The sequence below is a fragment of the Bradyrhizobium ingae genome (assembly GCF_055791185.1).
The window spans coordinates 144,302-158,956 of the sequence record NZ_JBVUBB010000005.1 but is presented as its reverse complement, the minus strand read 5'-3'; the positions used below and the strand labels follow the sequence as shown (position 1 = coordinate 158,956).

Below are 14,655 nucleotides of genomic sequence, written 5' to 3'. Positions count from 1 at the left end.
TGGCGGCGCCAATCCTTCATCGCGCATTGGCCGGCGCATGCGCCGGCCATAGATCGTCGCGCCAGCGCACTGCAATCGCCATCATCGCAATGAACCCCGAGATCGCATACAGCGAGCCCGTCGCCGAATAGCCGATGCGATCGATCAGGCTGCCCGCCGCGAGCAGCCCGAGCGGCAGGCCGTAGATTACCATCATGCGCACCCCCATCACGCGGCCCCGGAGGTGTGCGCTCGCTGCACGCATCAGGATCACGGCCGCTGATATCATCGACATGCTCTGGGCGATGCCGGCGAGCACGAGGCAGGCCATGGCGACCGGCATGGTCCTCAGTCCGACGAACACCAGCAGCATCGCGTACCAGGCGAGTGTCGCGCCGATGAGAAGCCGGGCGATGCGCAAGCCGCCCACAAGGCTGAGCGTGATCGAACCGATCAGCGAGCCTACGGCGAAACTTGCCGACAGATAGCCGAGACCGGTCTGGTCGGTATGAAAGATGTCGCGCGCAACGAAAGGCAACAGTCCGTTCGTCAGCGGAAATGCCGTGAGATTGGCCAAAAATGCGACGCAGAGCGCCGCTCTCATCCCAGGGCCGTTCCAGGCATAAACGATGCCTTCCCTCAGGTCGCGCAGCAGTCTGGTGCCGGCGCGGTCGTCCACCGGCCGATGGCTTGCGACAGCAGACTTTGCCGGCCGGGTCAGGCAGAACATCAGGATCGCGGCCACGAGATAGAGACAGGCGATCGCCACGTACACGAGGCCGATGCCGAGCGCGGCGAACAGTCCTGCGCCGGTCAGGGCGCCGGCGATGCGAGCGCTATCCTGGGTCGTGCGAGAAAGGCTGATGGCACCGACCAGCTGTTCGGCCGGCATGATGCTGGCAAGCAGCGCGCCACGAATCCCGAGATCCGAAGGACGGATCAGGCCCATGATCGCAACGATGATCATCACATTGAGCGGCGCCAGATGTCCGGTGAGGGCTAGCGCCACGATTGTCGAAGACAGAGCCGTATAAGCAAGACGCATGGCGACGAGAAGATCCCGGTGTCCCATGCGGTCGCCGATCATCCCCAGCACCGGCGCAATCAATGTTCCGACATATTGCAGCGATGCCAGGATGGTAAGCAGCAGCACTGAGCCGGTCTCGACCATGATGTACCAGCCGAGCACCAGCGTCTCCACCTCGAATGCCCAGGAGGTGAGCAGATCGGAGGGCCATTGAAAGCGATAGTTGCGGATGCGAAATGGCGCGAGCGCGGAAGGTTTTGTGGCTGTGCTCAAGATGCGATGACGGGTTTCACGGCGATTCCCTGCCCTTATTACTTGTTCTTTCTGTTCGTCAGCGTAGTAGCGGCGGTGCGCGTGTCAATTGACGCCGCCGCATACTCGCGATGCACCAAGGTGCTGCGCGCGTATGACGTCCGTCCGTGGTATTGCTGCAGGCTCAGGGATGGCCGCTCGTCAATGCGTGGCGGCCTGTCGATTCGCCAGCGCGGCGGCCATGGCGGAGATCAGCGGCCGCATGAAATAGTGGTCTTCTACCGGCGAGACATCGGTGCGTAACCCGTGCGCGGCGAGTTCGCCGGAGACCGCCGGTCCCACCGATGCAATCAGCGTTCGCTCTAATCCGGCGCGCAGGCGCGCCTCGCTGCCATGCGCCTTTGCGGCTTCGATCAGGCGGCGGACCTGGCCGAGATTGGTGAGCGCGATGGCATCGATCCGCCCTTCCGCCATGTCGTCAATCGCAGTGACGATATTCGCGTCCGCCGCTTTCGGATCGTAGATGTAGGGCAACACGGTATCGACTTCGGCGCCTTGCGCCTCGAGCGAGCCGATCAGCGCGCTGTGATCCTTGTCGGGATAAAGCTGAAGCCCCACCCGATGTCCCCTGAGATCGATCTTCGATAGCATCTCGATGACGCCCTCGGTGGTCGGCTTCTCCGTAGTCTGCTGCGAATCCAGCCCGACCTCTCGGAGGGCGCGCCCCGGCTTCGGTCCGCGGGTGAATTTTCGCGATTTGGCGAGCGCGGCGACCAGCGCCTGGTCGATCCCGCGCTCTGCCGCGAGCTTCATCATCCGCCGCAGGCCTTCGCCGGTCATCAGCACGAGGTCGTCGAAGGGCCGGTCGATGGCGCGGCGGATCCACGCCTCGACCGGCACGGGATCCGGAGCATCGTGAATCGTGAACATCGGGCATTGCACGACGTCTGCCCCCTGTTCGGCGAGAAGCTTGGAAAATTGGGCCTCCTCGCGTGTTTCCAGGATCAGGATGCGGTAGCCGTTCAGGCGGTCGGCCATGGTCGAGCCTCGGTTTGGAATCGCAATGTTACGTTCATCCTGACTCCGGACTTGGGATTGGCGCAAGGCCGGCTCCGGTGATAGAGCAGGACGCAAATCGGCCTGTTCGGTATCGTTTTGCCCAAACCTTCATCAACGCTCATGCCCGACCATCAATACGTTCTGACGCTTTCCTGTCCGGATCGGCCCGGCATCGTCTCGGCGGTGTCGACCTTTCTCGCCCACAACGGACAGAACATTCTCGACGCCCAGCAGTTCGATGACATCGAGACCGAGAAGTTCTTCATGCGGGTCGTGTTCACGGCGGCCGATCTCGCCGTCGAGCTGTCCGCCCTGCAGACCGGTTTCGCCGCGATCGCGGAACGCTTCGGCATGGAGTGGCAGATGCGCGACCGCGCGTCCCAACGCCGCGTGATGTTGTTGGTGTCGAAGTCCGACCACTGCCTGGTCGACATCCTCTATCGCTGGCGCACCGGCGAGTTGCCGATGATCCCGACCGCGATCGTCTCCAACCACCCGCGCGAGGTCTATGGCGGGCTCGATTTCGGCGAGATCCCGTTCCACCATCTGCCGATCACCAGGGAGACCAAGCGCGAACAGGAGGCTCAGATCCTCGACCTCGTCGCCAAGACCGGGACCGATCTCGTGGTGCTCGCCCGCTACATGCAGATCCTGTCGGATGATCTTTCCACAAAGCTGTCGGGGCGCTGCATCAACATCCACCACTCATTCCTGCCGGGCTTCAAGGGTGCAAAGCCCTATCACCAGGCCCATGAGCGCGGCGTGAAGCTGATCGGTGCGACCGCGCATTACGTCACGCGCGACCTCGACGAGGGCCCCATCATCGACCAGGACGTCGAGCGCATCAGCCATCGCGACACGCCCGAGGATCTCGTCCGCAAGGGACGCGACATCGAGCGTCGCGTGCTCGCGCGCGCGATCCGCTACCATCTCGACGACCGCGTGATTCTCAACGGTCGCAAGACCGTTGTGTTCGTGGACTAGATTGCTTCACCGCGACCCGAAAGCGCGGCGAGGAGTGCACGGGCTCAGTGTGCCGCGTCGCTGGATGTCGACCCCGCGGCGCCCTGCTGCGCCTGCTCTTCTTTTTCGCGATCCGCGGCCGGCATCATGCGCTTGCGTTCGCGCTCCTTCATCCAGGCGTCGTATTGCGGTGTGCCGGGGCGCGGAGGGGCGTCCGCCGGCAGGCCTCCGGCCCAGTGTGGAACGTAGTCGCCCATCCCGGCGGAAAGCTTCTCGTTGACCGTGCCGCAGCCAGTCAGCCCCACGACGAGAGCAAGGAGGATCATGAGAGAGCCGAAACGTTGCAGCATTGTAAGTGGCACGAGCAATTGGAACGGGTTAGCCGGAGCTGGCGTGGGAAGACTAGCCATCAACTAGGTAAAAGAGACTTATTCGAGATAGGTAACTGGGTACCAAATTCGAGCCGCGTGAAAACTCCCGAATGTACAAATTCTGCAAGGGAATGATGAAATCCTCCATCCACGCCGCGCATCCGATTTCTAGACTGTCGGGAGGGACTCGCGACAATCTGGCGTGGACGTCGAAGGGGCTTTCTCGTTGACAAGTCCATTTTATTTGTACAACCGTACAAATCAGATGCGGTCGAGGGATCGAGGCGCTTAGGTCACCTCGACGTAACCGACATCGCCCCCGCTGCTGGCAAAGGAACGCGCGGCTTGCGCCGAATGGTCGCCAAACGTCCGATTGACAACAGGGGCGCGAAAGACGCCATGTGGCCCCGCCACACGGTCCGGTCCGAGTTTTGGTGAGGCAAGAGCCGGGCACTCGGTTCTGGACGCAAGAGAAGGAAGAAGGGGAGGGACATTTTGATGTTCGGACGTCGCAGATTGTCATGGGTCGCCACGCTCGCGGCCGTCGCAGGCCTCGTGGCCGTCATGCCCGCCAGGGCGGAAGATACCGTGAAGGTCGGCCTGATCCTGCCGATGACCGGCGGGCAGGCCTCGACCGGCAAGCAGATCGAGAATGCGATCAAGCTCTACATGCAGCAGAAGGGCGACACTGTCGCCGGCAAGAAGGTCGAGATCATCGTCAAGGACGACGCCGCGATCCCGGACAAGACCAAGACGGCCGCGCAGGAGCTGATCGTCAACGACAAGGTCAATTTCATCGCCGGATTCGGCGTGACGCCGGCGGCACTGGCCGCGGCGCCGCTCGCCACCCAGGCCAAGATTCCGGAAGTCGTGATGGCGGCCGGCACCTCCATCATCACCGAGCGCTCGCCCTATATCGTGCGCACGAGCTTCACGCTGGCGCAGTCCTCCACGATCATCGGCGACTGGGCTGTGAAGAACGGCATCAAGAAGGTGGCGACGCTGACCTCTGACTACGCGCCGGGCAATGACGCGCTCAACTTCTTCAAGGAGCATTTTGTCGCTGGCGGCGGCGAGGTCGTCGAAGAGGTCAAGACGCCGCTCGCCAATCCGGACTTCGCGCCGTTCCTGCAGCGCATGAAGGACGCAAAACCCGACGCGATCTTCGTGTTCGTGCCGGCGGGCCAGGGCGGCAACTTCATGAAGCAGTATGCCGAGCGTGGTCTCGACAAGGCCGGCATCAAGGTGATCGGGCCGGGCGACGTTACCGACGACGATCTCCTCAACAACATGGGCGATGCCGTGCTCGGCACCGTGACCGCGCATCTCTATTCGGCGGCGCATCCCTCGCAGATGAACAAGGATTTCGTCGCGGCCTACAAGAAGGCGTTCGGCAGCCGTCCGGGCTTCATGGCCGTGAGCGGCTATGACGGCATTCACCTGATCTACGAGGCGCTCAAGAAGACCAATGGCGACACCGACGGCACCAAGCTGATCGAAGCCATGAAGGGGCAGAAGTGGGAGAGCCCGCGCGGCCCGATCTCGATCGACCCCGAGACCCGCGACATCGTGCAGAACATCTACATCCGCAAGGTCGAGAAGGTCGACGGCGAGCTCTACAACGTCGAATTCCAGACCTTCGAGGCCGTCAAGGATCTCGGCAAGACCAAGAAGTGACGCGCTCTTCTAAACCTCTTCCGCTTGCGGGAGAGGTCGGCGCGAAGCGACGGCTGGGGGCTTTCTCAACACGGGGATTGTCCCGTTACGGAGAGACCCTCTCCCGCAAGCGGGAGAGGGAGCACAGCGGACCTCATATTTTTTCGACAACGATCTGCGCCCGATGACCGCAATCCTCACCAACCTGTTCGATGGCGTTGCCTACGGCATGCTGCTGTTCGTGCTGGCCTGCGGGCTCGCGGTCACGCTCGGCCTGATGAACTTCGTCAATCTCGCCCACGGCGCCTTCGCGATGACCGGCGGCTACATCTGCGCCGTGCTGGTCAACCAGCAGGGCTGGCCGTTCTTCGCCGCACTGCCGCTCGCCTTCGTCTCGGCCGCCGTGGTCGGCATCGCGCTGGAGCGAACGCTCTACCGCCACCTCTATGCGCGCGGCCATCTCGACCAGGTGCTGTTCACCATCGGTCTGACGTTCATGTCGGTCGCTGCGGTCGATTACATCAAGGGCTCGTCGCGGGTATTCATCAATCTGCCGGCGGCGCTCCAGGGCCAGTTCGACCTGTTCGGCGTCGGCATTGGCCGCTACCGGTTGATGATCATCATCATCTGCGGGCTCCTCACCATCGCGCTTCAGCTCGTGCTGGCCAAGACGCGTTTCGGCAGCCGCCTGCGCGCCGCCGTTGACGATCCGCGCGCCGCGAGCGGCCTCGGAATCAACGTGCCGCAGGTGTTCGCCTTCACCTTTGCGTTCGGCTGCGGCCTCGCGGGCCTCGGCGGCGCGCTAAGCGCGGAGATCCTTGGGCTCGACCCGTACTTCCCGCTGAAATTCATGATCTACTTCCTGATCGTGGTTACGGTCGGGGGCTCCTCCTCGATTACCGGTCCGTTTCTGGCTTCGCTGCTGCTCGGCATCGGCGATGTCGCCGGCAAATATTACGTGCCGAAGATGGGGCCGTTCGTGATCTATACCATGATGATCGTGATCCTGATCTGGCGCCCGAACGGCCTGTTCGGCCGCACCGCCGCGCGTTGAGTTGAGCCGATGAGCGCCGCATCCGACGTCGGTTATCACGCCCAGCGCCACGCGCGCTGGCACTATGGCGAAGTCGCCTTCTGGCTCATCGTGCTGGCCTGCGGCTTCGTGTTTCCGTCGCGCTACCTGATCATGACCGACATCGTGCGGCTTGCGCTGTTCGCGATGTCGCTCGATCTGATCCTCGGCTATGCCGGCATCGTCTCGCTCGGTCATGCCGCCTTCTTCGGCGTCGGAGCCTATGGCGCGGGGCTGCTTGCGCTGCACGGGATCATCAACGAGCCCGTGATTGCGCTCGTCGTCGCTGGTCTTGCGGCGATGGTGCTGGGGTTTGCCACCAGCTTCCTCGTCATACGCGGCGTCGATTTGACCCGTCTCATGGTGACGCTCGGCATCGCGCTGCTGCTTGAAGCGCTCGCCGAACGCTTCTCCAACATCACCGGCGGCACCGACGGCCTGCAGGGCATCGAGATGCAGCCGATCTTCGGAACGCTGGCCTTCGACATGTTCGGCAAGACCGGGTTCTTCTACTCGCTCGCCGTCCTGTTCCTCCTGTTCCTGCTCGCGCGCCGCATCGTGCATTCACCGTTCGGCCTGTCGCTGCGCGCCATCAAGAACAATCCGCTGCGTGCCGCCGCCATCGGCATCCCCGTGAACCGCCGCCTGATCGCGATCTATACGCTCGCCGCCTTCTATGCGGGGATTGCCGGCGCGCTGTTCACCCAGACCACAGCGATCGCCTCGCTCGACGTGTTCGCCTTCGAGCGCTCCGCCGACCTCATGCTTGTGCTCGTGATCGGCGGCACCGGCTATCTCTATGGCGGGTTGATCGGCGCGGTCGTGTTCCGCATGCTCCAGGAATGGTTCTCGACCATCACCCCGCAATATTGGCAGTTCTGGATCGGCCTCGTGCTGGTCGTGATCGTGCTGGTCGGCCGCCAGCGCCTGCACCGATGGGTGCTCTTCGTTCCCAATCTGATCATCAAGCAGATTGGCGGTCGCAAGGCGGTCGTCGCCGTGCCGGAGGGCGATGCATGACCATCGCGCTCGAAACCAAGAATCTCGAAAAGCAGTTCGGCGGCCTGCGCGTGACGCGCGACCTGTCGCTCAGGATCGAGCAGGGCGCGCGCCACGCCCTGATCGGCCCGAACGGCGCCGGCAAGACCACCGTGATCAACCAGCTCACGGGCGTGCTCAAGCCGAACTCGGGGCGCATCCTGCTCGAAGGCCAGGACATCACCGATCTGCCCGTGCACAAGCGCGTGCTGCGCGGCCTGTCGCGTACCTTCCAGATCAACCAGCTCTACCCCGACCTGACGCCGCTCGAAACCATTGGGCTGGCGGTCTCCGAGCGCCTTGGCCATGGCGGCGACTGGTGGCGGCGGATGGGCACCCGTGACGACGTCAATGGCGAGATCGCCGAGCTCCTCGAGCACTTCCATCTGCTCGACGTCATGAACGAGCAGACCGTGACGTTGCCCTACGGCAAGCAGCGCCTGCTCGAAATCGCGGTCGCGATCGCGGCCAAGCCGCGCGTGCTGTTGTTGGATGAGCCCGCCGCGGGCGTGCCCGAAAGCGAGCGCCATGACATCCTTGCCGTGGTCGCGGGGCTGCCCCGCGACGTCACCGTGCTCCTGATCGAGCATGACATGGATCTCGTCTTTTCCTTCGCGGACCGCATCTCGGTGCTGGTCTCGGGCGCGCTGCTCACCGAGGGCCCGCCCGACGAGGTCGCGCGCGATCCGCAAGTCAAGGCCGTCTATCTCGGCGAGGAGGCGGTCAATGTCTGACCTGCTCGCAATCGACTCCCTGCGCGCCGGCTACGGCGAGGCGGTGGTGTTGCCCAACATGTCCTTGCGCCTCGCCGAGGGGCAAGTGCTCGCGCTGCTGGGCCGCAACGGCACCGGCAAGACTACGCTGATCAACTCCATCGTCGGCGTCACCCGACGCTTTTCCGGCTCGGTCGCGCTCGCCGGCACCGACGTCACCTCGCTACGGCCCGACCAGCGTGCGCGCGCCGGCATCGGCTGGGTGCCGCAGGAGCGCAACATCTTCCGCTCGCTCACGGTGGAGGAGAACATGACCGCCGTGGCCCAGCCGGGCCTCTGGACGGTCGAGAAGGTCTACGAGATGTTTCCGCGCCTGAAGGAGCGGCGGAGCAATTTTGGCAACCAGCTCTCCGGCGGCGAGCAGCAGATGCTGGCGATCGGCCGCGCGCTGACGCTCAACCCAAAAGTTCTGCTCCTGGACGAGCCGACCGAGGGTCTTGCACCCATTATCGTCGAGGAGCTCCTGAAGGCGATCGGGACCATTACCCGGGCCGGCGGCATCTGCTCGATCATCGTCGAGCAGAATGCCCAAAAGATTCTGGGGCTTGCCGACCGCGTTGTGATATTGGAGCGCGGAACGATCGTCCACGACGCCCCGAGCGCCGCGCTGAAGGCCGACCCGTCGGTCCTCGAGCGCCATCTCGGCGTCGCCGGGGCGGCCGCCCACTAGTCTGTCAGACGCGTTTCCTTCACGCGAACCGGTAGCCACTTCGCTTGAAAGCGCTATTGAAAATTCGGGAGTGAACCAATGCAGCGAACCAAAGCCCCCTTCCGCGCCGACGAGGTCGGCAGCCTCCTGCGCCCGGCCAAGATCAAGGAAGCCCGCGCGAAGCTGGAGAAGGGCGAGATCTCGGCCGATGATCTGCGCAAGATCGAGGACGTGGAGATCGAGAAGGTCGTGCACAAGCAGGCCTCGATCGGCCTCAAGCTCGCGACCGACGGCGAATTCCGGCGCTCCTGGTGGCATTTCGACTTCCTGGCCAAGCTCACCGGGTGCGAAATGTTCCATCCGGACACCGGTATCCAGTTCGCGGGCGTCGAGACGCGTCATGATTCAGTGCGGGTGATCGACAAGCTCGATTTTCCCGACCAACACCCGATGCTCGACCACTTCAAGTTCCTGAAGAAGTATGCCGACCAGGCTCACGTCACCGCCAAGATGACGATTCCCTCGCCGTCGGTGCTGCATTTCCGCGGTGGCCGCAAGTCGATCTCCAAGGACGTCTATCCCGATCTCGATGCATTCTACGAGGACCTCGGCAAGACCTACCGCAAAGCGGTCAAGGCGTTCTACGACGCCGGCTGCCGCTATCTCCAGTTCGACGATACCGTGTGGGCGTATCTCTGCTCGCAGGACGAATTGAAGAAGGCCCGCGAGCGCGGCGACGACCCTGAAGGTCTCCAGCAGATCTATTCGCGCATCATCAACTATGCGCTGGCGGAAAAGCCCGCCGACATGGTGGTGACGACCCATGTCTGCCGCGGCAATTTCCGCTCGACCTGGATTTCTTCGGGCGGCTACGAGCCCGTGGCCGAGACCTTGCTCGCCGCCACCAATTACGACGGCTACTTCCTGGAATACGATTCAGACCGCGCCGGCGGCTTCGAGCCGCTGCGCTTCCTGCCCAAGGGCAACAAGGTCGTTGTGGTCGGTGTCATCACCTCGAAGTTCGGCGAGCTCGAGAAGAGGGATGACATCAAGCGCCGCCTGGAAGAAGCCGCCAAGTTCGCGCCGCTCGAGCAGCTCGCGCTCTCCCCGCAGTGTGGTTTTGCTTCGACGGAGGAAGGCAACATCCTCTCCGAGGAGGAGCAGTGGGCAAAGCTCAGCCTGGCTGTTGAGATCGCAAAGGAAGTGTGGGGCAACTAAGAGCGCCACGTAATCCGTCACGTGAGTGACGGGGAGGCCCTACAACACTCTCGCTGTCATTCCCCGCGAAGGCGGGGAAGCCAGTACTCCGCAGCTTCTCCGTACCTCGCACTGTCGCTGGAGCACTGGATCGCCTGGTCAAGCCGGGCGATGACACTTGAGCGCGATGCGAGTAGCGCCGCGCTCCTGTGCCCGCGCCCTCACTTCTCCGCCAGATAAACCTCGCCCAGCAGCGACGAGTTCGACCACGGCACCTGCTTGTTTCTGGTGGACGAGACGACCTCCGCGCGCACCCGCGTCAGCATCTGCTGCACCTCGAGCCCCGGCGTGCCGATATGGCGGGAGAGGGCGGAGGAGAATGGCGAGTTGGCGCCTTCGCCATCGAGCGCAACCTGGCCCGGTGCCGTGGCGAATGCGATCAGCGTGCCGGCCCCCAGTGTCGCGCCTGCGCCGAGACTGGTCGGCGCTGCGAGACCCGAGGCGCCCTCGATGCCGCGATTGGCGCCGGCGGCAGCCACCTGCGGCGCCATCGGGTTGTTGCGGCAGGCGTCGAAGATCAGGATGTTGGTGCGGACCTGGTCGTCGAGGCCGGCCGTGATCGTGTCCATGTCGATCATCGCCTCCGTCATGCTCGCTCCCGGCTTGAGCTCGACGTCGACGGGAATGAGATAGTTGCGGCCGTCGATCTGCACGCCGTGGCCGGCATAGTAGACGAGCGCGACCTGTGCCCGCGCAGCGTCGCGCAGGAAGTCTCGCGTCATCTTCTGCATCGTCGCGCGGTCGAGGTCGATGCCCTCCGACACCGTAAAGCCGATATCACGCAGGCTCTTTGCGACTGCGCGCGCGTCGTTGGGCGGATTGGGCAGCGCCTTGACGTGGGCATAGGCGCCGTTGCCGATGATCAGCGCCATGCGCTGGCCGCGGCCAACCGAGGCGGACGATGACGCTGGCGTCGTGCTCGCCTGTTGCCCCGCAGGCGCATTTGTCTGTTGCGCCGGGGAGGTCGGCGGATCGCGCGGTGTAGGCACGGTCGCATCTGATAGCAGCGACAGCCGCACCTTCGCGGTCGCCTGGTTGGACTTGCTGCCGGCGTCCGATGCAGTGACGCCGAGCGCGCCCTTGTAGTCCTCGCTGGCGCGCGCGTAATCGCCCTTGGCCTCGTAGGCGAGCCCGCGGAACGTGTAGGCCGAGATCAGCACGCTGTTCGGCGGCGTCATGATGTTGACCGGGGGCTTGTCCTTGGCGAGCCGGATCGCTTCGCTGCCGTCGGCAATGGCGCGGTCGAGCTCACCCTTGGCGCGCCAGATCGTGGTCCGGTGCACCAGCGGCTGCGACAGGCTCGGGTCGATGCGGATGGCTTGGTTGATGTCGGCGAGCGCGCCGTCGAGGTCGCCGAGGGCTTCCTTGCAGGCGCCGCGATTCTGGAAGGAAAAAGCCGATTTCGGGTCGGCCTTGATCGCAGCATCGAAATCGGCAATCGCCTTGGCGTAGTCCTTCTTGCCCTGATAGGCGTTGCCGCGGTTGTGGAAGATGATCCCGCTCGGCGGTCCGAGCTTCAGCGCGTCGTCGAAATCGGCGATCGCGATGTCGTACTCGCCTTTGTCGAAATAAGCCGAACCGCGCAGATTGTAGACGGCCTGGCTCGGCTCGAGCCGGATGGCTTCGGTCGTATCCACGATGACCTTCGCGTAGTCGCCCTTCTTGTTCCAGCCGACCGCGCGCCAGAAATGAACGGTGGCGAGCTGGCCGCCCTTGGACACTTTCAGCGCGATGATCTTGTTACAGGCATCGATCATCTGATCGGCCGGCGTGGTGTCGGTCGTGCAGAGCGGACCGAGCTGGCTGCGCGACTGTGCAAGGGCCGAAGCATTCCAGAGCGCCGTGACAAGCAGGCCGAGCACAACAAGCAGACGGCGCATAGTCGTAAATCTCCCGGGGTGGAGCGTCTCTTGTTTGTTGCCGGGCCGCCGATGATGGTTCAAGGGCAGAAGCAATGACCCAATTTGACCTGGGCTGGATCAGCTCCTGGACCAACTCCTGCCAATTCCTCTGCGTCACGCGCTCGTAACCTGATACGATCTCAGCATCGCTCAGACGTCCAGGGGCGTTGTGCAATGAGGCGGCGGGATTTTACAGCCGGTCTGTTGCTGACCACGGCGATCCGGCCCGCGCGGGCACAGCGCGGCACACCGCAGCTGATTGCGATCTTCCATCCGGCGATCCCCGTTAGCCTCCTGACCGAAACCGGCGGCGGAACGGCGTGGCGCGCGTTTTTCGGAGAACTCCGTCGGCTGGGTTACGTCGAAGGACAGAATCTGATCATCGAGCGCTACTCCGCCGAGGGGCATCACGAGCGCTACGCTGACTTTGCCCGACAGATCGTGGCGCGCAATCCTGATTTGATCGTCACCGGGACCAATCCGGTCGTGGTCGCCTTCAAGGCGACGACGAGCACGATACCGCTTGTGGCCTTCATGCTGGATCCGCTGAAGGCGGGACTGATCGCCAGCCTTGCGCGACCCGGCGGCAACCTGACCGGTATCACGCTCGATGCTGGCATCGAGATCTGGGGGAAGCGCCTCGCGCTGCTGAAGGAAGCCGTCTCCCAGACCGTGAGCGTCGCCTTTCTCGGGATGCGCGATGGATGGGAAGGATCATTTGGGCAGGCCTTGCGGGACGTCAGCAGCCGATTGGGAATTTCACTGGTCTCAATGGTCCCGAACATCGGGACGACCGCGGAGATCGAGCGTGTCTTCACGGACATGGCCGAGCGGCGGCCGGACGCAGTCTTGATCACCGGCGAAGGCGACCTCTACGCTCATCGGCAGTTGATTGCGGAGCTTGCCCTGAAACACCGCTTGCCGACGATGTGTCCCTACCGCGATTACGTCGATGCCGGTGGGCTGATGGCCTATACCGTCGACCTCGCGGAATTGCTCAGGCGCATGGCCCAGGATGTCCACCAAATCCTGAAGGGAGCCAGGCCCGGCGACATCCCAATTTATCAGCCGACCAAGTTCGAACTCCTGATCAACCTGAAAACGGCCAAAGCGCTCGGCCTCGTCTTGCCGCCCGCGCTGCTGTCCAACGCCGACGAGATGATCGACTGAGCGGTCAGGCAGGACGCCAGCCTTCCTCATACCCGCGCATTTCCCCGGTGGGCAGATCGTGTTAGGACGTTCTCCATCGAGCCCGCTGCCCACTCCGTCCCACTCATGAAGAACGACGAAATTCTGAGCCAGATCACCGAATTCTGCCGCAAGGCCAATATGGCGGAATCCACCTTCGGCCGGCGCGCGGTGAATGATGGCAAGCTGGTGCAGCGTCTGCGCGAAGGCAAGCGCATCACCATCGACACGCTGGAGCGCATCCAGGCTTATATGGCGTCGAGCATGCCCGGCGGGATGCCGCCGCCGCGGGGCCTGCAGGTGCCGCCGGAGAAGCGCGATCCGCGCGGCAATTTCCGTTTCTTCGAGAACCGGCAGAAATACCTGCTGTTCGTCCACACCTGCAGCGAGAAGCGGGTGATCGCCGACCGCGTGGCGCTGGAGCTTGCCAGCATGCATCCGCGCCCGCCGGCGCTGCGGGTGTTCGACGCCGGCGTCGGCGACGGCACGGTGCTCGCGCGTGTCTTGCGCGCCATGCATCAGCGCTTTCCGCACATGCCGTTCTATGTCGCGGGCAAGGAGCTCAGCCTCGAGGATGTTCGCTTGACGCTGGAGAAGGTGCCGGACCGGCTGTTCGAGCATCCGGCCTCGGTTTTCGTCTTCACCAACATGTACTATGCCGAGGCGCCCTGGCTGACACCGGCGTCACCCGCGGCCGCCGCCGCCACTGTGTGGCATGAGGTGCCGATGCGCGGCGCCGCCTCCGGAGATTTCGAGGCTCAGATCGCCGACCTGAAACCCTTCCTGGAGCAGAACTGGCGCGCGGCGGTCAGCCCGCGGACCGGCATGCCACTCTACGAGCGGCCGGTGGTTCTGGTGCTCTACCGGGAGGATCACCGCTTCCTGCTTGATTCGACGATTCCTCGGCCCGGCCAGACCGAGGCCAATTTCGACCTCGTTATCGCATCCCAGCCATACCGGGCCAAATCATCGGTTAATTTCCGGGCAAAACGCATCATTGCACCGTTGGCGCGCGCCCTGAGGGGTGGCGGCCGCCTGATCGGGATTCACTCCCACGGCCAGGATCCGGGCATGGAGATCATCCAGGCCGTCTGGCCTGGAGAAAATCCTTTCTCAGTGAGCCGTCATGAGCTATTGCGCGCTGTGAAATACGAGCTCGGCTCGGCAGGGCGCGACCTCAATTTTAACGCATATGCTGATAACCGTTCGATCTTCCGGTATGATATGGAAGCGCTGCCCAACGAGGTGACCGGGACCATCGGAACCTCGACAGCCTTTGCAGCCTGGAATGCGGCGGTGTATGTCGCTCAGATTGAGGACGACCGATTGACGGAAATGACTCAAAACGGCCGCACTCTGGATGCTGCCAGGGACGTGCTGCGCAAGTACAACGGGCTCTGGTTTTACGACGAATCCTACGTCATCTCGCGCCGGCGTGATTGACATCATCCAAAAGTAAACATCGCAAAC

13 protein-coding genes are annotated in these 14,655 nt (G+C 63.5%); 9 read left to right on the top strand and 4 right to left on the bottom strand.

Annotation, left to right across the window (positions count from 1 at the left end; all coding sequences use genetic code 11):
* Positions 1-16 precede the first annotated feature (16 nt).
* Together ACV1FX_RS09855 and ACV1FX_RS09850 are read right to left on the bottom strand one after the other, a co-directional pair.
* Positions 17-1,279, bottom strand: coding sequence for an MFS transporter (locus tag ACV1FX_RS09855; protein WP_473117355.1), 1,263 nt, complete (start codon positions 1,277-1,279; stop codon positions 17-19).
* A gap of 180 nt (positions 1,280-1,459) precedes the next feature.
* Positions 1,460-2,296: a uroporphyrinogen-III synthase gene (locus ACV1FX_RS09850; protein WP_473117354.1), complete on the bottom strand. Its 837-nt coding sequence runs from the start codon at positions 2,294-2,296 to the stop codon at positions 1,460-1,462.
* Between the two features lie 141 nt (positions 2,297-2,437).
* On the opposite strand from ACV1FX_RS09850, the gene purU reads away from it, so the two are divergent.
* The gene (purU, locus tag ACV1FX_RS09845) at positions 2,438-3,301 is read left to right on the top strand and encodes a formyltetrahydrofolate deformylase (RefSeq protein ID WP_473117353.1); all 864 of its coding nucleotides are present in this window, start codon (positions 2,438-2,440) and stop codon (positions 3,299-3,301) included.
* Between the two features lie 44 nt (positions 3,302-3,345).
* Here purU and ACV1FX_RS09840 read toward each other — a convergent pair whose 3' ends face one another.
* Positions 3,346-3,630, bottom strand: coding sequence for a hypothetical protein (locus tag ACV1FX_RS09840; protein ID WP_473117352.1), 285 nt, complete (start codon positions 3,628-3,630; stop codon positions 3,346-3,348).
* Between the two features lie 519 nt (positions 3,631-4,149).
* Between ACV1FX_RS09840 and ACV1FX_RS09835 the strand changes: the two genes are divergently transcribed.
* The 6 genes from ACV1FX_RS09835 to ACV1FX_RS09810 all read left to right on the top strand — a co-directional run bounded on the left by ACV1FX_RS09835 (position 4,150) and on the right by ACV1FX_RS09810 (position 10,057).
* Entirely contained in the window at positions 4,150-5,328 is a 1,179-nt protein-coding gene (locus ACV1FX_RS09835) for an ABC transporter substrate-binding protein (RefSeq protein WP_473117351.1), read from the top strand.
* 163 nt (positions 5,329-5,491) lie between these two features.
* Positions 5,492-6,361: a branched-chain amino acid ABC transporter permease gene (locus tag ACV1FX_RS09830; protein WP_473117350.1), complete on the top strand. Its 870-nt coding sequence runs from the start codon at positions 5,492-5,494 to the stop codon at positions 6,359-6,361.
* Between the two features lie 9 nt (positions 6,362-6,370).
* Entirely contained in the window at positions 6,371-7,399 is a 1,029-nt protein-coding gene (locus ACV1FX_RS09825; protein WP_473117349.1) for a branched-chain amino acid ABC transporter permease, read from the top strand.
* On the top strand, positions 7,396-8,151 hold the full coding sequence (locus ACV1FX_RS09820) for an ABC transporter ATP-binding protein (RefSeq protein ID WP_473117348.1): 756 nt from the start codon (positions 7,396-7,398) through the stop codon (positions 8,149-8,151). The genes ACV1FX_RS09825 and ACV1FX_RS09820 overlap by 4 nt, the downstream gene beginning before the upstream one ends.
* A complete protein-coding gene (locus tag ACV1FX_RS09815) occupies positions 8,144-8,860 on the top strand; it encodes an ABC transporter ATP-binding protein (protein WP_473117347.1) in 717 nt (238 codons plus the stop codon). Before ACV1FX_RS09820 ends, ACV1FX_RS09815 begins: the two co-directional genes overlap by 8 nt.
* 78 nt (positions 8,861-8,938) lie before the next feature.
* Positions 8,939-10,057, top strand: a complete 1,119-nt coding sequence (locus tag ACV1FX_RS09810; protein ID WP_473117346.1) for a cobalamin-independent methionine synthase II family protein — start codon at positions 8,939-8,941, stop codon at positions 10,055-10,057.
* A gap of 200 nt (positions 10,058-10,257) precedes the next feature.
* On the opposite strand, the gene ACV1FX_RS09805 is transcribed toward ACV1FX_RS09810, so the two are convergent.
* Complete coding sequence (locus tag ACV1FX_RS09805; RefSeq protein WP_473117345.1) at positions 10,258-11,976, bottom strand: caspase family protein; 1,719 nt, start codon at positions 11,974-11,976, stop codon at positions 10,258-10,260.
* Between the two features lie 195 nt (positions 11,977-12,171).
* Here ACV1FX_RS09805 and ACV1FX_RS09800 point away from each other — a divergent pair, with 195 nt between their 5' ends.
* Both ACV1FX_RS09800 and ACV1FX_RS09795 read left to right on the top strand, forming a co-directional pair.
* Entirely contained in the window at positions 12,172-13,167 is a 996-nt protein-coding gene (locus ACV1FX_RS09800; RefSeq protein ID WP_473117344.1) for an ABC transporter substrate-binding protein, read from the top strand.
* A 105-nt stretch (positions 13,168-13,272) separates the two neighbouring features.
* Positions 13,273-14,628 carry a hypothetical protein gene (locus tag ACV1FX_RS09795; protein ID WP_473117343.1) on the top strand — a complete coding sequence of 452 codons (1,356 nt, stop codon included), beginning with the start codon at positions 13,273-13,275 and terminating at the stop codon, positions 14,626-14,628.
* Positions 14,629-14,655 lie beyond the last annotated feature (27 nt).